A 22,926-nucleotide genomic window follows, 5' to 3' on the forward strand; every position below is an offset into this window, starting at 1 on the left:
GGGGCGGGGGTGGGGGTGGGGGTGGTGCCCGGTGGGCGCGCGTGACGGGTGCGGGAGCGCGGAGGACGCGTGACGGGTGCGGGAGGCCGGAGGACGCGTGACGGGTGCGGGAGGCCGGAGGGCGGAGGGTGCGGAGCCGGGGCTCGGCGGGTTCTTGGGGATGCGGGGGCGGGGAGAGTGCGGGAGGCCGGACGGTGCAGGGGCGAGGCCCGGCGGGTTCGGGAGGGTGCTGGAGGCCGGAGGGTGCAGGGCCGGGCCCGGCGGATTCGGGGGGATGCGGGGCCTGGGCCCGGCGGGCACGGGAAGGTGCGCGGCCGGGGCTCGGCGGGCACGGGAAGGGGCGGGGGGGGGGGGGGGGCGGGGAGCCGGAGTTGGCGGTCGGCGGCGGCGGTCGGCGACCGCCTGGCGGTGGTCTCGGGCCCTGTCGGCCGCGCCCTATGCGTCCTCGACCGGTCCCGGCTCCCCGGCCCGGGCCGCGGCGCGTTCGGCTTGCCGAGCCGCCAGGGCCAGGGCCACGCAGGAGGCCGTTCCCAGGACGCCCGCGCCCACGACCGTCGCCCGTACCCCGGCGAACTCCGCCACCACGCCCGACAGGGCCATCCCCACGCCCTGGACCGTCATCAGCCCGGCCGTGTTCAGCGTCATGGCCCGTCCCAGCAGTTCGTCCGGCACGGCCCGTACGAACCACTGGTCGAGGCCGAGGGTGTACGCCGATCCCGCGCCCGCGAGCACCAGCAGGACCAGCGACCAGCCGAGGCCGGGCCGCAGGGCGTACGCGGCGTAGGGCAGCAGCGTGACGCAGACCAGCGGGAGCGTGAGCCGGTTCCGGGTCGCCGGCCGCAGCCGCGAACCGGCGAACAGCTCCCCCGCGATCGTGCCGACGGGCAGCGCGCACATCAGCAGGCCGAGCCCGGCCGTCCCGGCCCCGAGCCCTTCGGCGTACGGCGCCGCCAGCGCCTCCGGCGCGACGGTGAACATCGGCGGCACCCAGAACAGCAGGAGCAGGACGAGAATCCGCCGGTCGGCCAGCACCTGACGGGCACCGCTCAGGGAGTCGCGCACGAGCGCCTGCCCCCGGGCGGCCCGCGCAGGCCGCCGCCGGGTGCCGAACCGCAGCAGCGCGGCGGAGAGCAGGAAGGTGCAGACCGTGACGAGGAGCGCGTGGCGCGGGGAGACGACGGTGAGCAACAGGCCGCCCACGCCGAACCCGGCCAGCAGCGCGCTCTGCGACAGGATTCGCAGCAGGGAGCGGCCGAGCACGAACAGTTCGCCGTCGCCGAGGACGTCCGCGAGGGTCGCCGTCCGCGTCCCCTGGAAGACGGGGGCGACGAAGGCCAGCGCGGCCCGCATCGCGAGCAGTACCGCGACGGGGGCGCCCGGCAGCACCATCACGGCCACGCACCCCGCGCACACCAGGTCGCACACGACCAGGACCCGACGGGCGGGGAAGCGGTCCGCGACGCCCGCGAGCAGCGTCCCGCCGATCAGGTAGGGCAGGAAGCCGAGAGCGAACGTCAGGGCGCTCAGCAGCGGGGAGCCGGTCAGACCGTAGACGAGGACGGACAGCGCGATCTCGCTGACGACGAGCCCGAGCAGAGAGAAGGCGTGCGCCACGAACACCGCCCGGAACTCGGGCACGGCGAACACGGGCCCGTACCCGGTGCGCACGGGCGCGGGCGCGAGCGCGGGGGCCGCAGCCCCGGCGGGCGTGACCGCCTGCGCGGCGGCGGGCGCGGGGTCGACCTCCGTGGCGGGCGCGGGAACGGCCCCCGGGGCGGGCGCGGGCTCGGCCCCCGCCGCAGGCCCGGGAGTGCGAACGACCCCCGTGGCAGGCGCGGGCTCGGCCCCCGGGGCGGGGGCGACGTCGACCCCCGGGGCGGGTGCGGGATCCCGGCCCGGGGCAGGGCTGGGGGCGGGCGTCCGTGTCGGGCCCGTCGTCTGTGCTTCCGGCATGGGCGTCAGCGTGCCCGGGGCCGGCCCGGAGGCGTAGAGTTTCGGCGTCAGCCGAATCTTCTGGGGTCGTGCCATGCCGTCACTGCTGCACTTCGGGGAGGACGACCTCCTCAACTGCCGGTTCGCGGTGTCGCCGCTGTGGGAGACGCAGGAGGCGGTCCGCACGCTCGACCGGCCCGACCGGCACGGCTATCACGCCCCCTGGCTGCGCCGTATGCGCGCGGCGGCCGCCGATCTCGACCTCACCCCGCTGTGGCTGCTGATGCCTCGGCGCGGCTACTCCCCCGACTGGCTCGGACCGCCCCCGCTGGGCCCGGCGGCGAGCTTCCGGGAGGAGATCGCAGCGGTCCGCGCCGCCGACCCGGACGTGGCCCGCGAGGAGAGCGCCCGCTCGCTCGCCGACACCCCCGGCGCCCTCGCCTCCCCGCGCGCCCGGGCCATGCTGGACGACCCGGCCCGGATGGTGCGGGACCTGACGGACCTGCTCGAACAGGCCTGGCACACCCTCGTCGAACCGGACTGGCCGCGTCTGCGCGCCCTGCTCGAGGCCGACGTCGCCTTCCACTCGCGGCGGCTCGCCGAGGTCGGCCTCGGCGGGCTCCTGCCGGAGATCGACCGGCGTTTCGGCTGGCGTTCGCACACCCTGACCGTCGAGGTCGGCGGCCGGCACGAACGGCACCTGGCCGGCCAGGGCCTGGTCCTCATGCCGAGCGTGTTCTCCTGGCCGGACGTGATCAGCGGCTTCGAACCCCCGTGGCAGGCGACCCTCGTCTACCCCGCGCGGGGCATCGGCGGCCTGTGGACCGAGCCCGGCGACCGCACCCCCGAGGCACTGGTGCGGCTCCTCGGCCGCGGCCGCGCCACCGTCCTCACCGCGCTCGACGAGCCGGCCGGCACCACCTCGCTCGCGCACCGGCTGCGCCTGGCCCCGTCGTCGGTCTCCGCGCATCTGACCGCGCTGCGCGACGCGGGCCTGCTGGTCTCGCGGCGGTACGGGCACCAGGTGCTGTACGAGCGGACACCGCTCGGGATCGCGCTGGCGTCGGGCGGCGACTGACGGCCGTGCCGCCTCCCGCCACAATGTCCTGGTGTGCCACGATTGGTGACCGGTCGTCACCTTCGCGCTAGGGAGCGGCATGGCCCGGCTGATCCACACCCTCGCGGCCCTCGCGGTGCTCGGGCTCGCGGCGGGCTGCGCCGACGGACCGGGGGCCGGCCGGGCCCCCGGCACCGGCGGCGCCTCGCAGCGGACGGAGGCCGGCGCCCGCTCCCCGTTCTGGGTGGACCCGGCGGGCCCTGCGGCCCGGCAGATCGAGGTGTGGCGCCGTCAGGGCCGTACCGCGGACGCCGCGCTGCTCCGGCGGATCGCGGACCAGCCCGTCGCGCTGTGGCCGGCCGGCGAGGACCCCGGCCCGTCGGTCCGCGCGGCGACCGCCGCCGCGGCCCGGGAAGGGCGGACCGCGCTGTTCGTCGCGTACGACATCCCGCACCGGGACTGCGGCCAGCACTCGGCCGGCGGAGCGCCCGACGCCGACGCCTACCGCCGGTGGATCGGCCGGTTCGCCGACGCCCTCGGGGACGGCCGGGCCCTGGTGGTCCTGGAACCGGACGCGGTCGCCCACATGGTGGACGGCTGCACCCCCGCCGAGTACCACGAGGAGCGCGAGCGGCTGCTCGGCGAGGCGGTCGTCCGGCTGAAGCGCCGGCCGCGCACCACGGTGTACCTGGACGCCGGGAACCCCTCGTGGATCCCGGATTCCGAGAGGCTGGTCGGGCCCCTGGAACGCGCGGGCATCGCGCACGCCGACGGCTTCTCGCTGAACGTCTCCAACTTCCAGACGGACGCGGCCAGCAGGCAGTACGGCCTCGGTCTGTCCGGCCGGCTCGGCGGCAAGCACTTCGTCGTCGACACCAGCCGCAACGGCAACGGGCCGCTGGAGGGGGTCTGGTGCAACCCGCCGGGCCGGGCGCTGGGCACCCCGCCGACCACGGCCACCGGCGAGCCCCTCCTCGACGCCTATCTGTGGATCAAGCGGCCCGGGGAGTCGGACGGGGAGTGCGGGGGCGGACCGGCCGCCGGCCGCTGGTGGCCGGAGTACGCCCTGGAGCTGACCCGCGGCTCCCGCTGACGTACGCCACGGGCCGGACGGCGGCCCGTGGGCCACGACCCGCCCGCTGACGTACACCGCGCGCCGTACGACGGCCCGCGGGCCACGACCGTCCTCCGGGGTCAGCGGACATGGATCCACTTCGCCTCGGACGGCGTGCCCCGCGCGTCCGTCACGAAGAGCATGTACCAGCCGGGCGGGACCAGCGCCGGGTCGTTCGGCACCTCGACGGTGACCGCGTCCGCCGTCTTCGTCAGCCCCAGCTCGACCGACCGCTGCTCGACGTCCGTGGTGTGGGTGACGGCGCTCGGCCGCATCAGCCGGGCCCGCGCGACCCGTTCCGGGTGGGCGGTGGCGAACGTCGCCCGGCGGTCCGGGCCGAGTTCCTCGGGTCCGGCCCCGAGGACCGGGCGCCGCGCGCCGTCGCGGTGCAGCGCCGGCGGGGTGAACACCTCCATGCGCTGCTCGAAGTGGCCGAGCTTGGTGTTCTTCTGATCGTCGAAGAGCGGGTCGGAGCCGAAGGTGGCGACCCGGCCGTCGGGCAGCAGCAGCGCCTCGGAGTGGTAGTTGCGGCCGACGGTCGGGGCAGCGGCGTCGTGGAAGGTGTTGGTGCGGGGGTCGTAGAACTGCGCCCTGAGGACGTTGCTGGCGCCGCGGCCCCGGTAGTCCCGGGAGCCGCCCGTGGTGAACACGGTGTCGTCCGGCATGATCACGCTGTTCAGATAGCGCGTCCCCTGGGGAAGGTCGGGGCCGTCCTCGAAGACCGGGCTGTCCTTCTTGAGATCGACGATCGCGGTGCGCGGGGTGGACTTCCGGGACTCGCCGACGCCTCCGCCGCCGAGGATCATCACCTTCTGGTCCTGGGCGGGCGGGAGCAGCACCGAGGCGGAGGTCTCCGTCCGGTCGGCGTCCTTGAGGCCCGGCACCTTCTGGAAGGTGTTCGTCCGCGGGTCCCACAGGCCCGGCTCGCGGCCCTGGTCGGCGGGCCCGTACCCGGCGTTGGAGGCCGGGTAGAAGAGCTTGCCGCCCCGGGTGAGGAACAGGGCCGGGTAGGTCGGGAAGTAGCGGTGGGGCCCGGGGCTCCACCTCTTGGTCACCGGGTCGTAGACCTCGGTGTCGCCCGGGTCGATGACCCCGACGTCGTCGAGCCCGGAGACCGCGAGGACCCGTCCGTCGTCCAGTCCCACCAGGGTGGGGTACCAACGGGCCTTGTCCATCGGGTCGACGGGGATGTACCGCTCGGCCTTGGGGTCGAACTCGTAGGCGGATCTGATGCCCTGGAAGTCCTGCTTCTCCAGGGTGATCTTCTCCGAGAGGCCGTACGTGTTGCGGGCGTCCTCGCCGCCGAGGCCGACGATCTCGTACTGGGCCCGCCGGTCGGTGACCGATCCCGGCCCCTTCTCCTCGGCCTCGACGAAGACCCGCGCCTCCCCGGCGGTGACCTCGGTCCGCCAGGGCTGCATGACCCCGTTGCGGTCGTAGGTGACGACCTGGTTCCGCTTCGCCCGGGGGACCGTGACGTCGACCCTGCTGACGTAGTCGACTCCGGCGGGCGACCGGAAGACGGTGCCCTTCTTGAGGACGACGGTTTTGTCTGGGTTCTCGTTCTTCACTCGCATGCCGCCGCCGGCCCGGACGACCTCGCCGTCCAGCTTCTCGTAGCGGGCCGTGCCGCCCGCCACGAGCATCCGGCCGTCGGGGAGCTGGGCGTGCCCGGAGCAGAAGAAGTCGTCCGGGGTGGGGATCTTCTTGTAGGTGTTCGCCTTCGGGTCCCACAGGATCGTGTCGAAGGACCCCCGGTCGAACTTGCGCTGCTCGTTGCCCGACCCGGCGACGATGAGCACCTTCCCGGTGTGCAGGAGGGCCGCGTGGATGGCGTTGGTGCGGTACTTCGCGGGGATGTCGATCCGGCTCCAGGAGCCGTACCGCGCCTGGTAGGCGGGCCGGGTGATCCGGTACTCGTGGTAGGTCTCACCGGCGAGGCCGAGCGCGGCCGGGGCGTTGAGTCCGGCGAGGACGGCGAGACCCGCGATGCCGAGCAGTGTCTTCTTCGTCTTCTTCGAGGGCCGGTACGCCTGCGGGGAGGGCCGGTTCGCCATGGCCTAGGTGCCTCCTGTCGTCGTGCCGGTGACCGTGATGGGGGTGGCGGCGGCCGGTGACTCCCGGCGGTCGGGGAGCCGGACGGGCGCGGGCGCCGCGGGCGGGGTCCGGCGCTCCCCGGCGCGGGTGCGGAGCCAGACCGCGACCGGGGCGAGGGAGATGCACAGGGTCAGCAGCGCCCAGGTCCGCATGGCCGCGTGGGTGTGCCCGAGGACGGCCGAGGCGCCGAGCGAGACGGTGAGGAACGCGGCCCAGCCGAGGTGGATCCGGAAGGTCCCGAGCCGGTCGGGGCTCGCGTCGTGGCCCTTGGGGGTGACGACGAAGCGGCTGGGGCGGCGGAGCACCGCCTCGGTGAGCGCCTTCAGATAGACGGGCGCCGACAGGGCCGACATCGCCATGCCGGCCAGCCCGCCGGACCCCTCGGGCTCGTGCGGCGAGACGTTGTGCCGCCGGTTCCACAGGTAGAGACAGATCTGCAGGGCGGCCGCGTCGCTGTAGAGCATCAGCCACACGGACGCGGTGACCTGTGTCCCCGACGCCCCGAACCACAGGAAGAGGAAGCAGCTCAGGACGCCCAGGAGCCAGTTGACGGCCGTCATCGGGTAGTAGAGGAGCATCAGCGTGTACGACAGGAGCCGGCCGGCCGGCATGGAGAACAGCGCCTTCCCGTACTGCTTGATCAAGGTCTCGCAGGAGCCGCGCGACCAGCGGGTCTGCTGGGTGAAGAAGTCGGTCCAGGAGGAGGGGCCCTCACCGACGGCGAGCACGTCCGGTGTATAGACGGACCGCCAGTGCCGGCCCGTGCGGGGGTTGCGGTGCCGGTGCAGTTCGAAACCGGTGGCCATGTCCTCGGTGATGGAGTCGTACAGCCCGCCGATCTGCCGGAGGGCCGCGATCCGTACGACGTTGTTGGTGCCGACGAACATGGGCGAGCCGTAGCGGTTGCCGGCGCGCTGGATCAGGGCGTGGAAGAGGAACTGCTGCGACTCGGCGGCCTTGGTGACGGGGTTCTCGTAGTTCCCGTACACCTGGGGTCCGACGACGAACGCGACGTCGGGGTCCCGGAAGTAGCCCATCATCCGCTCCAGGAACCCGGGCAGCGGGACGTGGTCGGTGTCGACGGAGGCGAAGAAGTCGTACGCGTGTCCGTAGAGGTCGAGCCAGGCGTTGTAGTTGCCGTGCTTGGTGCGGGCCCGGTGGCTTCCCTCCGGACGGTTCCACTCGGGCACTCCGCGCCGGGTGAAGTGCCGGACCCCGAGCTCGGCGCACAGGGCGCGGGCCCGGTCGTCGTCGCCCTCGTCGAGGAGCCAGACGTCGAGGGGGCCGGTGTGGGTGAGGGCGGCCGCCGCCTGAAGGGTGGCGCGGACGGTGGCGAGGGGTTCCTTTCCGGGGACGTAGGTCGTGAGGAAGGCGACCCGGGTCCCGTGGGCGGGAACGACGGGGACGGGGTCGCGGGCGACCATCGTCGCGTGGGCGATGCTCAGGACGTTGACGACCATGAACAGTTCGATCAGCCCGATGGCGACGAGCAGGGTGGTGTCGAGGGCGATCAGCCAGGGTTGGCCGCCCTCGCGGTCCACCCAGTGGGTGGGCCACACGAGATAGACGAGGAGCGCTCCGGTGAGGGCCGGGGCGAGGGTCATCAGCAGGACGGCGGTCGTTCGGTGCGGCTCTCGCGACAGGAGCTTGGTGTACTGCACCCGGTAGTCGGTGCCGGACGGCAGGGTCAGCGGTCCGGCCAGGCGGCCGTAGGTGTCGTAGTCGTAGCCCGCGGGCCGCACATCGCCCTCCCGTGGTGGAACGAGCCGGTGATCGTCATGGCTGGTACCCACACATAAGTGGAGTTTTCGCGACGTGTCGAACGGGGTGGGTCCGAAGGGGTGCGACGGCGGGCGGGCGGGTGGTCTTCGGCCCGCGAACGCGTGAACCCCGGCCCTGGGGGCCGGGGTTCCACGGAGAATCGTCTGCGGTCAGGCGGACAGGTGCCGCTCCACCGTCTCCACCTTGGAGGTGAGACCGTCCGTCACTCCGGGGCGGATGTCCGCCTTGAGGACGACCGAGACGCGGGGCGCGCGCTCCTCGACGGCGGCGACGGCGCGCTTCACGACGTCCATCACCTCGTCCCACTCACCCTCGATCGAGGTGAACATCGCGTCGGTGCGGTTGGGCAGGCCCGACTCGCGGACCACGCGGACGGCGTCGGCGACGTACTCCCCCACGTCCTCGCCGACACCGAGCGGCGTCACGGAGAAGGCGACGATCATGCCTTCACGCCTTCGGCGACGACACGGGAGGCGACGACCGCGTCCTCGGCCTCGCGCTTCAGCCGGCGCTCGGCGAAGAAGCCGCCGGTGGGCAGCACCGAGAGGACGAAGTAGAGGATGCCGGTGCGCGCGCTCCAGCGGGCGCGGTTCCAGGCGTCCGCCCAGAAGACCACGTACAGGACGAAGAGGAAGCCGTGGACCGCGCCCATCACGGGCACGGCGTTGAAGTCCGTGGTCCGCTTCAGCACCGAGCAGACGAGCAGCAGCAGGAAGGAAACGGCCTCCGGGGCCGAGACCAGGCGGAGCCGGCGGAGTGCGGTGGCGGTCTTTATGTCCACGGGTCACCTTCGGTGGGTTTCGCTGTCGGGGGGAACGCGCCCTTGTGAAAGCAAGCACAAGCGTCCCGGCCATTGTGGCATCCGGCGGCCGCGATCCCGGGCGCGGGGGGCGCCTGACACCCGCGTCCCGGTGCGGACGGCACGAGGGGCCGGGGGCGGACGGGCCCCCTAGGGGGCGGATCAGGGGTGGGATCCACCCGTGGGCTCTGTCCGCCGTCCGGCCGTGCGGTTACCTTCACTGCGTGGCGATGTTTCGACTTCAGGGCAGCAAGGTGCTGGCCGTCGACATGACCGGGGACGCCGTGAAGGCGAAGAACGGCTCCATGGTCGCGTACGACGGCCAGATGGCCTTCAAGAAGCTCAGCGGGGGCGGTGAGGGGATCCGGGGGATGGTGACCCGGCGCCTGACCGGCGAGCAGATGACGGTGATGGAGGTGAAGGGGCACGGCACCTGCTGGTTCGCGGACCGGGCCTCGGAGATCAACCTGGTGTCCCTCCAGGGGGACAAGCTGTACGTGGAGTCGAGCAATCTGCTCGCCACGGACACCGGCCTGCGCACGGGCACGACGTTCACCGGGCTGCGCGGCGCCTCGCAGGGCAACGGACTGTTCACGACGACCGTCGAGGGCCACGGCCAGGCGGCCATCACCTCGGACGGCCCCGCGGTGGTGCTGCGGGTCAGCGCCCAGTACCCGCTGACGGTCGATCCGGGCGCGTACATCGCGCACCACGGCAACGTGCGGCAGTCGTTGCAGTCCGGTGTGACGTTCCGCACGTTCCTCGGCGAGGGCGGCGGCGAGGCGTTCCAGATGCGCTTCGAGGGCGACGGGCTGGTCTACGTCCAGCCCAGCGAGCGCAACACGATCGCGGGGGATGTGTGACATGGCGTTCCGCGAGGTGAACTCGAAGATGGTCGAGGCCACGGTGATGCCGGGGCAGCGGCTGTTCAGTCAGCGCGGCGCGATGCTCGCGTACAAGGGCGAGGTGTCCTTCACGCCCAACATCCAGGGCGGGCAGGGCGGTGTGATGTCGATGATCGGCCGCCGGCTGGCCAACGAGGCGACCCCGCTCATGACCGTGGAGGGCTCGGGCACGGTGTTCTTCGGGCACGGCGGCCACCACGTCCAGGTGATCACCCTCACGGGTGACACGCTGTACGTCGAGGCGGACCGGCTGCTGGCCTTCGACGGGACGCTGCAGCAGGGCACGGTGTTCCTGGGCTCGCAGGGCGGTGTCATGGGGATGGTGCGGGGCCAGGTGACGGGCCAGGGGCTCTTCACCACCACCCTCACGGGCCACGGCTCCGTGGCCGTCATGGCGCACGGCGGCGTCTTCGAGGTCCCGATCACCCCGCAGCGCGCGGTGCACGTGGACCCGCAGGCGTACGTCGCCCACCACGGCGACGTGCGCAACAAGCTGTCCACGGCGCTGGGCTGGCGCGACATGGTGGGACGCGGTTCGGGCGAGGCGTTCCAGCTGGAGCTGAGCGGCAGCGGTTCGGTGTACGTCCAGGCCTCGGAGGAGAAGCTGTGAGCGGGTACGGAGGCCCCGGCGGGCCGGTGATCCACGATCCGATGTCGCTGCCGGTCGACGACAATGTCAACAAATACACCTTCTGCGTGGAACTCAAGGGGAGCGAGTGGTTCCTGCAGAAGGGCAAGATGATCGCCTACTACGGATCCATGGAGTTCAACGGCATCGGGCACGGTCGACTTGACCGTCTTGTCCGTACGTCGTTCCATTCGCCACTGCACGCGAGCGACTGGGTCGTGGCGCAGGGCTCGGGCAAGATGCTGCTCGCCGACCGGGCCTTCGACGTCAATTCGTACGACCTCGACAACGGCAACCTGACCATTCGCTCCGGCAACTTGCTCGCTTTTCAGCCAAGTCTCGCGCTGAAGCAGTCGATCGTGCCGGGCTTTCTGACACTGATCGGAACCGGCAAGTTCGTGGCCGCGTCCAACGGTCCGGTGGTGTTCATGGAACCCCCGATCAGGGTGGACCCGCAGGCCCTCGTCGGCTGGGCCGACTGCCCCTCCCCGTGCCACCACTACGACCACGGGTACATGACGGGCGTGATGGGCGGTCTACGTGCGATGACGGGCCTCGGAGGGGCCTCCGGCGAGGAGCACCAGTTCGAGTTCGTGGGGGCGGGAACGGTGCTGCTCCAGTCCACCGAGATGCTGATGGCGGAGCAGGCGACGGGGGCGGTCCCGCACCAGGCGGGAGTGCCCGGCGCGGGAGGGGCGCCCGGTCAGCACGGGCAGCAGGCCGGGGCACCGCGCCTTCCCGGACAGCTGGGGGACCTCCAGCGTCGCTTCGGGCTGTGAGCGGTAGTCTGCGGAGTGTGACGTCGAACGCGCATCGAACACGTGCGCACAGTCACACAACCCCTCACTAGTTCGCATTTCAACATTTTAGGTAGACTTCATTCATGGAGACCGAGACGGCCACCCGCTGGCTGACCGATGCGGAGCAGTGCGCCTGGCGCACCCACCTGGAGGTCAACAGGCTGTTGACGTACCAGCTTGAGAGGGACCTTCAGCCGTTCGGGCTGACGATGAACGACTACGAGATCCTGGTGAACCTCTCCGAGTCGGAGGGCGTGCGCATGCGGATGAGCGACCTGGCCTCCGCCACCCTCCAGTCCAAGAGCCGTCTGTCGCACCAGATCACCCGCATGGAGAACGCGGACCTGGTGCGGCGCGAGAACTGCGAGTCCGACCGCCGGGGGCTGTACGCGGTGCTCACCGAGCACGGCATGGAGACCATGAAGAAGGTCTCGCCGCACCATGTGGCCTCCGTGCGGCGGCACTTCATCGACCTGGTGTCGCCCGAGGCCCTCGAGGACCTGCACAAGGCGCTGCGCCCGATCGCCGAGCACCTGCTGGGACAGCGCGGCAAGCCGTAGACACACGGCGCCGCCCGGGCGGCACGGTCCACCGACCGTGCTCAGCCGCCCGCCGGGCCCCGTCCGTCACCCCGGGCCGGGCGTCCTCGGCCGCACGGTACCCCGCGTCCCCGTCCGGGCGCGGGGTTCCCGCTTTCCGCCCGCGGACGCGAGCCGGGGCCCCGGAGACCGCCGGGAGGAGCCGGGCGGGGGCGTGCCGTCCGGGTGCGCGCACCCGGCCGTGTGCGGCACACCGCGCCGCACACCGGCGCGCCGGGTCACCGCGACCCGCCGGGGCCGGGCCGTCAGGATTCCTTCAGGCCCTCGATCAGGGAGTCCGCCGCCGTGTACGGGTCCAGTTCGCCCGCGACGATGCGTTCCGCGAGGGCGCTGAGGCGGCGGTCGCCGTGGAGGTCGCCGATACGGCGGCGCAGCGCGGTCACGGCGATCGTCTCCACCTCCTGGGAGGCCCGGGCGAGCCGGCGCTCGGCCAGGACGCCGTGCTCCTCCATCCACGCCCGGTGCTTCTCCAGGGCCTCGACGACCTCGTCGACGCCCTCGCCGCGCGCGGCGACCGTCTTGACGATCGGCGGGCGCCAGTCCCCCGGCCCCCGGGACTCGCCGAGGCTGAGCATGTGGTTGAGCTCGCGGGCGGTGGCGTCGGCGCCGTCGCGGTCGGCCTTGTTGACGACGTACACGTCGCCGATCTCCAGGATTCCGGCCTTGGCGGCCTGGATGCCGTCGCCCATGCCGGGGGCGAGGAGGACGACCGAGGTGTCGGCCTGGGAGGCGATCTCCACCTCCGACTGGCCGACGCCCACGGTCTCGACCAGGATCACGTCGCAGCCCGCCGCGTCGAGGACCCGGATGGCCTGCGGCGCCGACCAGGCCAGTCCGCCCAGGTGCCCGCGCGTGGCCATCGAGCGGATGTATACGCCCGGGTCGGAGGCGTGGTCGGACATGCGGACGCGGTCGCCGAGGAGCGCGCCGCCGGAGAACGGCGAGGACGGGTCGACGGCGAGGACACCGACCCGCTTGCCCTGCCGCCGGTAGGCGCTCACCAGCGCCGACGTCGACGTCGACTTGCCGACGCCGGGCGAACCGGTGAGCCCCACCACGTACGCGTTGCCGGCCAGCGGGGCCAGCGCGGCCATGACCTCACGGAGCTGCGGTGCCGCTCCCTCCACGAGGGAGATCAACCGGGCCACCGCCCGCGGCCGCCCTTCCCTGGCCTGGGTCACCAGCGAGGAGACGTCCTGCATCACAGCTCCGTTCACGAGAGGTCGGTCGAGCGAGTACGGGTCAGGCCTTGGCCACCCGCACGATCAGGGCGTCGCCCTGACCGCCGCCGCCGCACAGGGCGGCCGCGCCCACGCCGCCGCCGCGCCGCTTCAGCTCGAGGGCCAGGTGCAGCACGAGCCGGGCGCCGGACATGCCGATCGGGTGACCGAGGGCGATGGCACCACCGTTGACGTTCACCTTTTCCGTGGACACGCCGAGGTCCTTCATTGACTGGACCGCGACCGCGGCGAAGGCCTCGTTGATCTCGATCAGGTCGAGGTCCGCGACCTCCAGGCCCTCCTTCTTGAGGGCGTGCAGGATCGCGTTCGAGGGCTGCGACTGGAGGGAGTTGTCCGGGCCCGCCACGTTGCCGTGGGCGCCGATCTCCGCGATCCACTCCAGACCGAGCTCCAGCGCCTTGGCCTTGCTCATCACGACGACGGCGGCGGCGCCGTCCGAGATCTGCGAGGCGCTGCCGGCGGTGATGGTGCCGTCCTTGGTGAAGGCCGGGCGCAGCTTGCCGAGCGACTCCGCGGTCGTCTCGGCGCGGATGCCCTCGTCCTTGCTGAAGACGACCGGCTCGCCCTTGCGCTGCGGGATCTCGATGGGTGTGATCTCCGCCTCGAAGAGGCCGTTCTTCTGGGCCGCGGCGGCGCGCTGGTGGGAGAGCGCGGCGATCTCGTCCTGCACGGGACGCTGGATGCCGAGACGGGTGTTGTGCTTCTCCGTCGACTCGCCCATGGCGATGTTCTCGAAGGCGTCCGTCAGACCGTCGTACGCCATGGCGTCGAGCATCTCGATGGCGCCGTACTTGAAGCCCTCGCGGGACTTCGGGAGCAGGTGGGGCGCGTTGGTCATGGACTCCTGGCCGCCGGCGACCACGATGTCGAACTCGCCGGCGCGGATCAGCTGGTCCGCGAGCGCGATGGCGTCGAGGCCGGAGAGACACACCTTGTTGATGGTCAGGGCCGGGACGTTCATCGGGATGCCCGCCTTGACGGCGGCCTGGCGCGCCGGGATCTGCCCCGCCCCGGCCTGGAGCACCTGGCCCATGATCACGTACTGCACCTGGTCGCCGCCGATGCCCGCACGGTCGAGGGCGGCCTTGATCGCGAAGCCGCCGAGGTCGGCCCCGGAGAAGGACTTCAGCGAGCCCAGCAGTCGTCCCATGGGCGTGCGGGCGCCCGCGACGATCACCGAGGTGTTGCTGTTCGTTCCAGACATGAGGTGCGATCCCCTTACCGGCTGCACAGCCGAGGAGTGAACGAGGGTTTACTCAGAATGTACTGAGCGGTACGCCACGCGTCATCCGGCCCGCAGTGTGATCGCGCGCACGTTGCGTAACCACGCCAGGAGCGCTGCACTGACTCCATGCTGACGCGAATCGACCACATCGGGATCGCCTGTTTCGACCTCGACACGACTGTCGAGTTCTACCGTGCGACGTACGGCTTCGAAGTCTTCCACTCCGAGGTCAACGAGGAGCAGGGTGTCCGGGAGGCCATGCTCAAGATCAACGAGACGTCCGACGGCGGCGCCTCCTACCTCCAGCTGCTCGAACCCACCCGCGAGGACTCCGCCGTGGGCAAGTGGCTGGCCAAGAACGGCGAGGGCGTGCATCACATCGCCTTCGGCACCGCCGACGTCGACGGTGACGCCGCCGACATCCGCGGAAAGGGCGTCCGGGTGCTCTACGACGAGCCCCGGATCGGGTCCATGGGGTCCCGGATCACGTTCCTGCACCCCAAGGATTGCCACGGAGTTCTGACAGAACTGGTCACTTCGGCGGCGGTTGAGTCACCTGAGCACTGACCTCCGTATATCTGGGCCGGTAGGGTTGGGGTCGGCCGTCGCCTTTCGCGGGGGACGGCCGTGGTCCCGGTGCCTTCCGGCGAGCGGGACCAAGGGCCGGGGTCCAGGTTTCGGGGGGCGAGCGTCGGGGCAGCAGCCCGTGCTCCGCCGTTGATCTGACACCATTCCCCGGGGGCCCCGTTCGGCGGAAGAACGGTGCTCGTTCGGAATTACGTGACCAGGGGACGGATGGGACCGCGCAGTGCGGGGCTACGAACGCCAGGAGCGAGAGCCGGCGGCTGACGTCGACCACCTCTCTCGGTTCGAGGCCGAGATGGAACGGCTGAAGACCGAGCGGGAGAAGGCCGTCCAGCACGCCGAGGACCGCGGCTATCAGGTCGAGGTGCTGCGCGCCAAGCTGCACGAGGCGCGCCGCAGTCTGGCGACCCGTCCTGCCTACGACGGGGCCGACATCGGCTATCAGGCCGAGCAGATGCTCCGCAATGCCCAGATGCAGGCCGACCAGCTGCGCGTCGACGCCGAGCGTGAGATCAGCCAGGCCCGGGCGCAGACCCAGCGGCTCCTCCAGGAGCACGCCGAGCAGGCCGCGCGGCTCCAGGCCGAGCTGCACCAGGAGGCCGTCACCCGGCGCCAGCAGCTCGACCAGGAGCTGGCCGAGCGCCGCCAGACCGTCGAGTCGCACGTCAACGAGAACGTGGCGTGGGCGGAGCAGCTGCGCGCCCGCTCCGAGTCCCAGGCCCGCCGGCTGGTGGACGAGTCGCGCGCCGAGGGCGAGCAGGCGCTCGCCGCGGCCCGCGCGGAGGCCGAACGGGTCGTCGCCGAGGCCCGCCAGCGGCTCACCAACGACGCCGAGACGGCCCGTGCGGAGGCCGAGGCGCTGCTGCGCCGTGCCCGCACGGACGCCGAGCGGCTGCTGAACGCCGCCTCGACCCAGGCCCAGGAGGCCACCGACCACGCCGAGCAGCTGCGCAGCTCCACGGCGAACGAGTCGGACAACGCCCGACGTCAGGCCTCCGAGCTGAGCCGGGCCGCCGAGCAGCGGATGAGCGCCGCAGAGACGGCGCTGCGCGAGGCGCAGGCCGAGGCGGACAAGGTCCTGAACGAGGCCAAGGAAGCCGCGGCGAAGACGATCGCCAACGCCGAGTCGGTCAACGAACAGCGCACCCGGACGGCGAAGGAGCAGGTCGCCCGGCTGGTCAGCGAGGCCAACGCGGAGGCGGAGACCACCAAGTCCGAGGCCGAGCAGGTCGTCGCGGACGCCCGCAGCAAGGCCGAGACGATCGTCGCGGAGGCCGAGGAGAGCGCGCGCAGTCTCACCGCCGAGGAGACCGCCTCCCAGCTGGCGAAGGCGGCCAGGACCGCCGAGGACGTGCTGAACAAGGCGTCCGAGGAGGCCAAGCGGACCACGAAGGCGGCCTCCGAGGAGGCCGAGCGGATCCGTACGGAGGCCGAGACCGAGGCCGACCGGCTGCGGGCCGAGGCGCACGACATCGCCGAGCAGCTCAAGGGCACGGCGAAGGACGACACCAAGGAGTACCGCGCCAAGACCGTCGAGCTCCAGGAGGAGGCCCGGCGGCTGCGCGGGGAGGCGGAGCAGCTGCGGTCGGACGCGGTCGCCGAGGGCGAGCGCATCCGCGCCGAGGCCCGGCGCGAGGCCGTCCAGCAGATCGAGGAGGGCGCCAAGACCGCCGAGGAGCTGCTCGGCAAGGCGAAGGCGGACGCCGACGAGCTGCGCCAGGCGGCCACCGCCGACAGCGAGAAGGTCCGCACCGAGGCCATCGAGCGCGCCACGGCGCTGCGCCGGCAGGCCGAGGAGACGCTGGAGCGGACCCGCGCGGAGGCGGACAAGCAGCGGGCGGACGCCACCGAGCAGGCCGAGGAGATCGCGGCCGACGCGGAGCGCGCGGCCGAGCGGCAGCGCGAGGACACCGAACGGGCCATAGAGGCCCGTCAGGCCGAGGCCGCCGAGGGACTGGCCCGGCTGCACACGGAGGCCGAGGAGCGTCTGGCCGCCGCGGAAGAGGCGCTGACCGAGGCGCGCGCCGAGGCCGAGCGGATCCGCCGCGAGGCGTCCGAGGAGATCGACCGGCTGCGGTCGGAGTCCGCGGAGCGGATCCGTACGCTCCAGGAGCAGGCGTCGACGGAGGCCGACCGGTTGCGGGACGAGGCCGCGGCGGACGCCTCGGCGTCCCGTGCCGAGGGCGAGGCCATCGCGGTCCGGCTGCGGTCGGAGGCCGTGGCGGAGGCCGAGCGGCTGAAGTCGGAGGCCCAGGACAGCGCCGACCGGGTGCGCGGCGAGGCGCAGGCCGCGGCCGAGCGGCTGGCGGCCGAGGGTGCCGAGACGCTGGCCGCCGCGCAGGAGGAGGCGGCGCGGCGCCGTCGCGAGGCCGAGGAGACCCTCGGTTCGGCGCGCCAGGAGGCGGACCAGGAGCGCGAGCGGGCCCGCGAGCAGAGCGAGGAGCTCCTCGCGTCCGCGCGCAAGCGGGTCGAGGAGGCCCAGGCCGAGGCCGTGCGTCTCGTCGAGGAGGCCGACCGGCGCTCGACGGAGATGATCTCCAACGCCGAGCAGACCGCGCAGCAGGTGCGGGACTCGGTGGCGGGGCTGCACGAGAGCGCCCAGGAGGAGATCACCGGGCTGCGTTCGGCCGCGGAGCACGCGGCGGACCGTACGCGCACCGAGGCGCAGGAGGAGGCGGACCGGGTCCGCGCCGACGCGTACGCCGAGCGCGAGCGGGCGTCCGAGGACGCGTCGCGGCTGCGGCGCGAGGCGAACGAGGAGCGGGAGGCCGCGAGCTCGCTCGCGGAGCGCACGGTCGCGGAGGCCGCCGCGGAGGCGGAGCGGATCCGTTCGGACGCCTCCGACCACGCCCAGCGGGTGCGCACCGAGGTGTCGGACGCCATCGCGAACGCCGACCAGGACGCCTCGCGGACCCGCGCGGACGCCCGGGAGGACGCGAACCGGATGCGTTCGGACGCGGCCGCGCAGGTGGACACACTGATCACCGAGGCGACGGCGGAGGCCGAACGGCTCGGGATCGAGACCGCGGCCGAGGCCGAGCGGGTGCGCGCGGAGTCCGTGGCGAAGGCCGAGAAGCTCATCGCGGACGCGAGCGGGGACGCGGAGCGGCTGCGGGCCGAGGCCGCCGAGGCGGTCGGTTCCGCGCAGCAGCACTCCGAGCGGATCCGCACCGAGGCCGAGCGCTTCAAGGCGCGGGCCACGGAGGAGGCCGAGCGGCGTACGACGGCGGCGCGCGAGGAGTCCGAGCGGCTGCTGGACGAGGCGCGCCAGGAGGCGAACAAGAAGCGCTCCGAGGCGGCCGAGCAGGTCGACACGCTCATCTCGGAGACGGCGTCCGAGGCGGACAAGCTGCTGTCGGACGCACAGCAGAGCGCGCAGGAGACGACGGCGGACGCCGAGTCGCAGGCCGACACGATGGTCGGTGTGGCGCGGGGCGAGGCCGAGCGGCTTGTGTCGGAGGCGACGGTCGAGGGCAACACGCTCGTGGAGCGGGCCCGTGCGGACGCGGACGAGCTGCTGGTCGGCGCGCGCCGGGACGCCACGGCGATCCGGGAGCGGGCCGAGGAGCTGCGCGAGCGGGTCACCTCGGAGATCGAGGACCTGCACGAGCGGGCGCGGCGCGAGTCGTCCGAGGCGATGAAGAACGCGGGCGACCGGTGCGACGCGCTGGTCAAGGCGGCCGAGGAGCAGCTCGCCGAGGCTCAGGCGAAGGCCAAGGACCTGGTGGCGGAGGCGAACTCCGAGGCGAGCAAGGTCCGTATCGCCGCCGTCCGCAAGGCCGAGGGGCTCCTCAAGGAGGCCGAGCAGAAGAAGTCGTCGCTGGTCACCGAGGCGGAGAAGATCCGGTCGGAGGCGATCCAGGAGGCGAAGGCCGCCGTCGAGGAGGGCAAGCGCGACCTGGAGATCCTGGTGCGCCGGCGCGAGGACATCAATTCGGAGATCTCCCGTGTCCAGGACGTCCTCGAAGCGTTGGAGTCTTTCGAGGCCCCGGCGGGCGGCAAGGACGGCGGGGTGAAGGCGGCGGCGTCCGCGGGGTCGGCCCGTTCGGGCGGCAAGGCGTCGGAGGGCTAGCTCGAAGCACGGATTACGTGCTTTCTGGGAGGTTTGTCACAGGTTCTGGCAAGCCTTCCGACAGCCGGCCACCCAAAAGGAGTGTCATTCTCCAGATCAAACACGTATCCGCTCGATGACACACCGCATTGCCCCCTAGGATTCCACCTATCACCTCACCGGTCTCATTCGACAGGAACCCCATGAGCGACACTTCCCCCTACGGCTTCGAGCTTGTGCGGCGTGGATACGACCGCGCTCAGGTGGACGAACGCATCTCGAAGCTCGTCTCCGACCGTGACAGCGCTCTGGCCCGTATCACCGCCCTCGAAAAGCGCATCGAGGAACTCCATCTCGAAACGCAGAACGCCCAGGCCCAGGTGAGCGACGCCGAGCCGTCGTACGCCGGTCTCGGCGCGCGCGTCGAGAAGATCCTCCGCCTCGCCGAGGAGGAGGCCAAGGACCTGCGCGAGGAGGCCCGTCGCGCGTCCGAGCAGCACCGCGAGCTCGCCGAGTCGGCCGCTCAGCAGGTGCGCAACGACGCCGAGTCGTTCGCCGCGGACCGCAAGGCCAAGGCCGAGGACGAGGGCGTCCGGATCGTCGAGAAGGCCAAGAGCGACGCCTCCCAGCTGCGCTCCGAGGCGCAGAAGGACGCGGCGTCCAAGCGCGAGGAGGCGGACGCCCTCTTCGAGGAGACCCGCGCCAAGGCCGCCCAGGCCGCCGCCGACTTCGAGACGAACCTCGCCAAGCGCCGCGAGCAGTCCGAGCGCGACCTGGCCTCGCGCCAGGCCAAGGCCGAGAAGCGCCTCGCGGAGATCGAGCACCGCGCCGAGCAGCTCCGCCTCGAGGCCGAGAAGCTGCGCACGGACGCCGAGCGCCGCGCCCGCCAGACGGTGGAGACGGCCCAGCGCCAGGCCGAGGACATCGTGGCCGACGCGAACGCCAAGGCCGACCGCATCCGTTCGGAATCCGAGCGCGAGCTTGCCGCCCTCACCAACCGCCGCGACTCGATCAACGCGCAGCTCACGAACGTCCGCGAGATGCTCGCGACGCTCACGGGCGCCGCGGTGGCCGCCGCGACCGGTCCGGCCGAGGACGAGCCGATCACCCGCGGAGTGCCGGCGCAGCAGTCCCGGTAACCGCACGGCACGACACACCAGGGCCCGCTCCCTCCCCCGAGGGCGCGGGCCTTGTCGTCGAGTGGCAGGCCCACGGGGGCCGTCCTAGCGTGGCCGCATGATCGAGCTCGAGGGGCTGACGAAGCGGTACGGCGAGAAGGTGGCGGTCAACAACCTCACCTTCACCGTCAGACCGGGCATCGTCACCGGCTTCCTCGGTCCCAACGGCGCGGGGAAGTCCACGACGATGCGGATGATGCTCGGGCTCGACCGTCCCACCGCCGGCGACGTGCGCATCGACGGGCAGCACTACGACCGGCTGAAGGACCCGCTGAAGTACATCGGCGCCCTGCTGGACGCCCAGGCGATGCACGGCGGCCGCAGCGCCTTCAACCATCTGCTGTGCCTCGCCCAGAGCAACGGCATCCCGCGGGCACGGGTGGACGAGGTGCTGGACACCGTCGGTCTCACGGCGGTCGCGCGGAAGAAGGCGAAGGGGTTCTCGCTGGGCATGGGCCAGCGGCTCGGCATCGCGGGCGCGCTGCTCGGCGATCCGCGGATCCTGATGTTCGACGAGCCGGTCAACGGGCTCGACCCCGAGGGCATCCACTGGATCCGCAATCTGATGAAGACCCTCGCCTCGCAGGGCCGTACGGTGTTCGTCTCCTCCCATCTGATGAGCGAGATGGCGCTGACGGCGGACCATCTCGTCGTCATCGGCCAGGGCAGGCTGCTCGCCGACACCTCGATGGCCGAGTTCATCCGGCGGAACTCGCGCAGTTACGTCCGGGTGCGTTCCCCCCAGCGCGAGCGGCTGCTCGACGTGCTGAAGGGCGCCGGCATCACCGTCGTCCAGACGGGCAGCGGGGCGCTGGAGGTGGACGACGGGCAGCCGGAGCGGATCGGGGAGCTGGCGGCGCAGCACCAGCTCGTGCTGCACGAGCTGAGCCCCCAGCAGGCCTCGCTGGAGGAGGCGTTCATGCGGCTGACCGCGGAGTCGGTGGAGTACCACGCGCACACCGAGGCCCCGGGGCCCGGCCTCGCCGCGGTCCCGCCGGTCTCCCCGGTGCCGCCGGTGCCGCCGGCCGGCACGGATCCCGCCCCGCGCTGGGGCGGCGACTGGAAGAAGGGCTGAGCATGGCGGCCACCCAGGTCCTCCGGTCGGAGTGGACCAAGATCCGTTCGGTGGCGTCCACGGTGTGGACGCTGAGCCTCGCGACCCTCGTCACGGTCGCGCTCGGCCTGCTCATCTCGATCGTGTCGAACAACGAGTTCGACAACATGAGCCGGAACGACCGGCTGACGTTCGACCCGACGTTCATCAGCTTCGCGGGCATGACCCTCGGCCAGCTCGCGATGATCGTGTTCGGGGTGCTGGTCGTCGGCAACGAGTACAGCACCGGCATGATCCGCACCTCGCTCTCGGCGGTGCCCCAGCGCGGCACGTTCCTGTTCAGCAAGGTCGCGGTGGCGGCGGCCCTGGCCCTGGCCGTCGGCATGATCACCAGCTTCGTCACGTTCTTCGTGGGCCAGGCGGCGCTCGGCACCCACCGGGCCTCGATCAGTGATCCGGGAGTGCTGCGCGCGGTGATCGGCGGGGGCCTCTACATGACGCTGATCACCGTCTTCTCGATGGGCGTCGCGGCGATGCTGCGCTCCCCGATGCTCTCGCTCGGCATCCTGATGCCGTTCTTCTTCCTGATCTCCAACATCCTGGGCGCGGTCTCCGCGACCAAGAAGGTCGGCCGCTACCTCCCCGACCAGGCCGGCAGCAGGATCCTGCGGGTGGTGACCCCGCTCGACGACACCCCCTACGGCCCCTGGGGCGGCCTCGGCATCATGCTGCTGTGGGTGGCCGCGGCCCTGATCGGCGGTTACGCGCTGCTCAAGAAGCGGGACGCGTAGACGGGTCCGGGGGCTCGTCGCCGTCCGGGCCGGGGCGGATCAGGCCGTCGAAGTCGGACCAGCCCTCCCACCGCCACACGTCCTTCGCGAGGTCGGGCTGGAGCGGCACGAACCGGCCGAGTTCGAAGTCCCCGCCCTCCAGGTCGAACCAGCACTCGTCGGCGACCTCGGTGCCGAGTCCGACGGTCCGCGCGGTCAGCCGGACGAGGAGTTTCACCCCGGACGAGCCGGACAGGTCCTTGCCCTGGATCCGGCTGAACGGCAGGGCGGTCACCGGGGCCTCGACCGGTATCCAGACCGTGAAGGGCGCCCCCCGCTCGACCGCGAGCCAGCTGCGCTCGTCGGCCGGCTCGCCCTGGGCGTCCAGCACCTTGAGCCACTGCTTGTAGATGACGAGGCTGCCGTCGTGCGGGGAGCGCTCCAGGTAGCGCAGATGGGCGCGGGCGCGCAGGTCGACGACCGACAGGTTGTCGAAGCGGTTGTAGAAGCGGACGGCGATGACGGCGTCGTCGCTGCCCGCGTGCCGGCGCGAGTAGCCGGGGAAGTCGGCGGTCCAGGCGTGCGAGATGCTGGCCCGGCGCCGCCAGACGAAGGGCCGCAGCGCGAACAGTTTGATCAGGACGATGCCGAGGAGCACCGCCGGCACCAGGGCGCCGGTCATCGAGGCGAGCGTGGCCAGGAGCTGGTGCGCGGTGCTGTCCGGTTCGGGGTCGAGGCTGTCGGTGCCGACGCAGGCCCGCAGCACGCCGAGACTGAGGTCGAGGAGCCGCTCCCCGTTCGAGAACCGCTCCGCCATGGAGCGCGGCGAGTCCTCGGTCAGCGTCCACGCCGCCGCCACGAGGACCGAGAGGGCGGCCAGCGCGCCCAGCGCCATCAGCAGCAGGGCGTGGACGGTCCGTCCCGCGATCCACCAGCGAACGGACGTGCGGAAACGCGGATGCGCCGGTCCCCGGCCGGAACGCCCCACCGCACGCCTGATGAGCCCCAACTCGCTTCCCCCGTAACCGACTTCGGCACGACTCGTACAATCAGGACGGCATCATTCCCGGTGTCGGTTCCGGCCAACCGCACCCGGCTGGGGAGACCGG

19 protein-coding genes are annotated in these 22,926 nt (G+C 72.3%); 11 read left to right on the forward strand and 8 right to left on the reverse strand.

What is annotated here, in order from left to right; translation table 11 throughout:
* Window positions 1–435 precede the first annotated feature (435 nt).
* A complete protein-coding gene (locus IO36_RS31675) occupies window positions 436–1,953 on the reverse strand; it encodes an MFS transporter (protein ID WP_078943572.1) in 1,518 nt (505 codons plus the stop codon).
* A gap of 73 nt (window positions 1,954–2,026) precedes the next feature.
* On the opposite strand from IO36_RS31675, the gene IO36_RS31680 reads away from it, so the two are divergent.
* Window positions 2,027–3,010: an ArsR/SmtB family transcription factor gene (locus IO36_RS31680; RefSeq protein WP_037624867.1), complete on the forward strand. Its 984-nt coding sequence runs from the start codon at window positions 2,027–2,029 to the stop codon at window positions 3,008–3,010.
* A gap of 79 nt (window positions 3,011–3,089) precedes the next feature.
* Window positions 3,090–4,082, forward strand: a complete 993-nt coding sequence (locus IO36_RS31685) for a glycoside hydrolase family 6 protein (RefSeq protein ID WP_037624868.1) — start codon at window positions 3,090–3,092, stop codon at window positions 4,080–4,082.
* 101 nt (window positions 4,083–4,183) lie between these two features.
* Here IO36_RS31685 and IO36_RS31690 read toward each other — a convergent pair whose 3' ends face one another.
* From IO36_RS31690 to IO36_RS31705, 4 genes are all read right to left on the reverse strand, one after another.
* Complete coding sequence (locus IO36_RS31690; protein ID WP_037624870.1) at window positions 4,184–6,160, reverse strand: radical copper oxidase GlxA; 1,977 nt, start codon at window positions 6,158–6,160, stop codon at window positions 4,184–4,186.
* Between the two features lie 3 nt (window positions 6,161–6,163).
* Window positions 6,164–7,942: a glycosyltransferase family 2 protein gene (locus IO36_RS31695; protein ID WP_037624873.1), complete on the reverse strand. Its 1,779-nt coding sequence runs from the start codon at window positions 7,940–7,942 to the stop codon at window positions 6,164–6,166.
* A gap of 189 nt (window positions 7,943–8,131) precedes the next feature.
* Complete coding sequence (locus IO36_RS31700; protein ID WP_037624875.1) at window positions 8,132–8,425, reverse strand: MTH1187 family thiamine-binding protein; 294 nt, start codon at window positions 8,423–8,425, stop codon at window positions 8,132–8,134.
* Complete coding sequence (locus IO36_RS31705) at window positions 8,422–8,763, reverse strand: DUF3817 domain-containing protein (RefSeq protein ID WP_037624876.1); 342 nt, start codon at window positions 8,761–8,763, stop codon at window positions 8,422–8,424. The genes IO36_RS31700 and IO36_RS31705 overlap by 4 nt, the downstream gene beginning before the upstream one ends.
* Before the next feature lie 248 nt (window positions 8,764–9,011).
* Here IO36_RS31705 and IO36_RS31710 point away from each other — a divergent pair, with 248 nt between their 5' ends.
* The 4 genes from IO36_RS31710 to IO36_RS31725 all read left to right on the forward strand — a co-directional run bounded on the left by IO36_RS31710 (window position 9,012) and on the right by IO36_RS31725 (window position 11,674).
* Window positions 9,012–9,644 carry an AIM24 family protein gene (locus IO36_RS31710; RefSeq protein ID WP_037624879.1) on the forward strand — a complete coding sequence of 211 codons (633 nt, stop codon included), beginning with the start codon at window positions 9,012–9,014 and terminating at the stop codon, window positions 9,642–9,644.
* 1 nt (window position 9,645) lies between these two features.
* Window positions 9,646–10,296 carry an AIM24 family protein gene (locus tag IO36_RS31715; protein ID WP_037624881.1) on the forward strand — a complete coding sequence of 217 codons (651 nt, stop codon included), beginning with the start codon at window positions 9,646–9,648 and terminating at the stop codon, window positions 10,294–10,296.
* Complete coding sequence (locus tag IO36_RS31720) at window positions 10,293–11,093, forward strand: AIM24 family protein (protein WP_037624883.1); 801 nt, start codon at window positions 10,293–10,295, stop codon at window positions 11,091–11,093. Before IO36_RS31715 ends, IO36_RS31720 begins: the two co-directional genes overlap by 4 nt.
* Before the next feature lie 104 nt (window positions 11,094–11,197).
* Entirely contained in the window at window positions 11,198–11,674 is a 477-nt protein-coding gene (locus tag IO36_RS31725) for a MarR family winged helix-turn-helix transcriptional regulator (protein ID WP_037624886.1), read from the forward strand.
* Between the two features lie 284 nt (window positions 11,675–11,958).
* Here the strand turns inward: IO36_RS31725 and meaB are convergent, their stop codons facing one another.
* The gene (gene meaB, locus IO36_RS31730; protein ID WP_037624888.1) at window positions 11,959–12,915 is read right to left on the reverse strand and encodes a methylmalonyl Co-A mutase-associated GTPase MeaB; all 957 of its coding nucleotides are present in this window, start codon (window positions 12,913–12,915) and stop codon (window positions 11,959–11,961) included.
* A 40-nt stretch (window positions 12,916–12,955) separates the two neighbouring features.
* The gene (locus IO36_RS31735) at window positions 12,956–14,158 is read right to left on the reverse strand and encodes an acetyl-CoA C-acetyltransferase (RefSeq protein WP_037624890.1); all 1,203 of its coding nucleotides are present in this window, start codon (window positions 14,156–14,158) and stop codon (window positions 12,956–12,958) included.
* Between the two features lie 147 nt (window positions 14,159–14,305).
* On the opposite strand from IO36_RS31735, the gene mce reads away from it, so the two are divergent.
* The 5 genes from mce (at window position 14,306) to IO36_RS31760 (ending at window position 21,838) form a co-directional block, all read left to right on the forward strand.
* Entirely contained in the window at window positions 14,306–14,746 is a 441-nt protein-coding gene (gene mce / locus IO36_RS31740; RefSeq protein ID WP_037624892.1) for a methylmalonyl-CoA epimerase, read from the forward strand.
* Window positions 14,747–14,987: 241 nt separating this feature from the next.
* The gene (gene scy, locus IO36_RS31745; protein ID WP_037624894.1) at window positions 14,988–18,836 is read left to right on the forward strand and encodes a polarized growth protein Scy; all 3,849 of its coding nucleotides are present in this window, start codon (window positions 14,988–14,990) and stop codon (window positions 18,834–18,836) included.
* Window positions 18,837–19,018: 182 nt separating this feature from the next.
* Window positions 19,019–19,954, forward strand: a complete 936-nt coding sequence (locus IO36_RS31750; protein WP_037624897.1) for a coiled-coil domain-containing protein — start codon at window positions 19,019–19,021, stop codon at window positions 19,952–19,954.
* Between the two features lie 97 nt (window positions 19,955–20,051).
* Window positions 20,052–21,068: an ABC transporter ATP-binding protein gene (locus IO36_RS31755; RefSeq protein ID WP_037624899.1), complete on the forward strand. Its 1,017-nt coding sequence runs from the start codon at window positions 20,052–20,054 to the stop codon at window positions 21,066–21,068.
* A 2-nt stretch (window positions 21,069–21,070) separates the two neighbouring features.
* Window positions 21,071–21,838 (forward strand): ABC transporter permease, encoded by a 768-nt coding sequence (locus IO36_RS31760; RefSeq protein ID WP_037624901.1) that lies wholly within the window; start codon window positions 21,071–21,073, stop codon window positions 21,836–21,838.
* Here IO36_RS31760 and IO36_RS31765 read toward each other — a convergent pair.
* Window positions 21,819–22,805 (reverse strand): hypothetical protein, encoded by a 987-nt coding sequence (locus tag IO36_RS31765; protein WP_037624902.1) that lies wholly within the window; start codon window positions 22,803–22,805, stop codon window positions 21,819–21,821. The genes IO36_RS31760 and IO36_RS31765 overlap by 20 nt on opposite strands.
* Between the last annotated feature and the right edge of the window lie 121 nt (window positions 22,806–22,926).

The sequence above is a fragment of the Streptomyces aureus genome (genome assembly GCF_000725495.1).
Lineage (GTDB): Bacteria > Actinomycetota > Actinomycetes > Streptomycetales > Streptomycetaceae > Streptomyces > Streptomyces aureus_B.

Coding starts and splice junctions, on each gene's coding strand:
- IO36_RS31675 (WP_078943572.1), bottom strand. CDS start 1,953: ATGCCGGAAGCACAGACGACGGGCCCGACACGGACGCCCGCCCCCAGC.
- IO36_RS31760 (WP_037624901.1), top strand. CDS start 21,071: ATGGCGGCCACCCAGGTCCTCCGGTCGGAGTGGACCAAGATCCGTTCG.
- IO36_RS31750 (WP_037624897.1), top strand. CDS start 19,019: ATGAGCGACACTTCCCCCTACGGCTTCGAGCTTGTGCGGCGTGGATAC.
- IO36_RS31690 (WP_037624870.1), bottom strand. CDS start 6,160: ATGGCGAACCGGCCCTCCCCGCAGGCGTACCGGCCCTCGAAGAAGACG.
- IO36_RS31715 (WP_037624881.1), top strand. CDS start 9,646: ATGGCGTTCCGCGAGGTGAACTCGAAGATGGTCGAGGCCACGGTGATG.
- IO36_RS31755 (WP_037624899.1), top strand. CDS start 20,052: ATGATCGAGCTCGAGGGGCTGACGAAGCGGTACGGCGAGAAGGTGGCG.
- IO36_RS31685 (WP_037624868.1), top strand. CDS start 3,090: ATGGCCCGGCTGATCCACACCCTCGCGGCCCTCGCGGTGCTCGGGCTC.
- mce (WP_037624892.1), top strand. CDS start 14,306: ATGCTGACGCGAATCGACCACATCGGGATCGCCTGTTTCGACCTCGAC.
- IO36_RS31710 (WP_037624879.1), top strand. CDS start 9,012: ATGTTTCGACTTCAGGGCAGCAAGGTGCTGGCCGTCGACATGACCGGG.
- IO36_RS31725 (WP_037624886.1), top strand. CDS start 11,198: ATGGAGACCGAGACGGCCACCCGCTGGCTGACCGATGCGGAGCAGTGC.
- IO36_RS31680 (WP_037624867.1), top strand. CDS start 2,027: ATGCCGTCACTGCTGCACTTCGGGGAGGACGACCTCCTCAACTGCCGG.
- IO36_RS31735 (WP_037624890.1), bottom strand. CDS start 14,158: ATGTCTGGAACGAACAGCAACACCTCGGTGATCGTCGCGGGCGCCCGC.
- meaB (WP_037624888.1), bottom strand. CDS start 12,915: ATGCAGGACGTCTCCTCGCTGGTGACCCAGGCCAGGGAAGGGCGGCCG.
- IO36_RS31700 (WP_037624875.1), bottom strand. CDS start 8,425: ATGATCGTCGCCTTCTCCGTGACGCCGCTCGGTGTCGGCGAGGACGTG.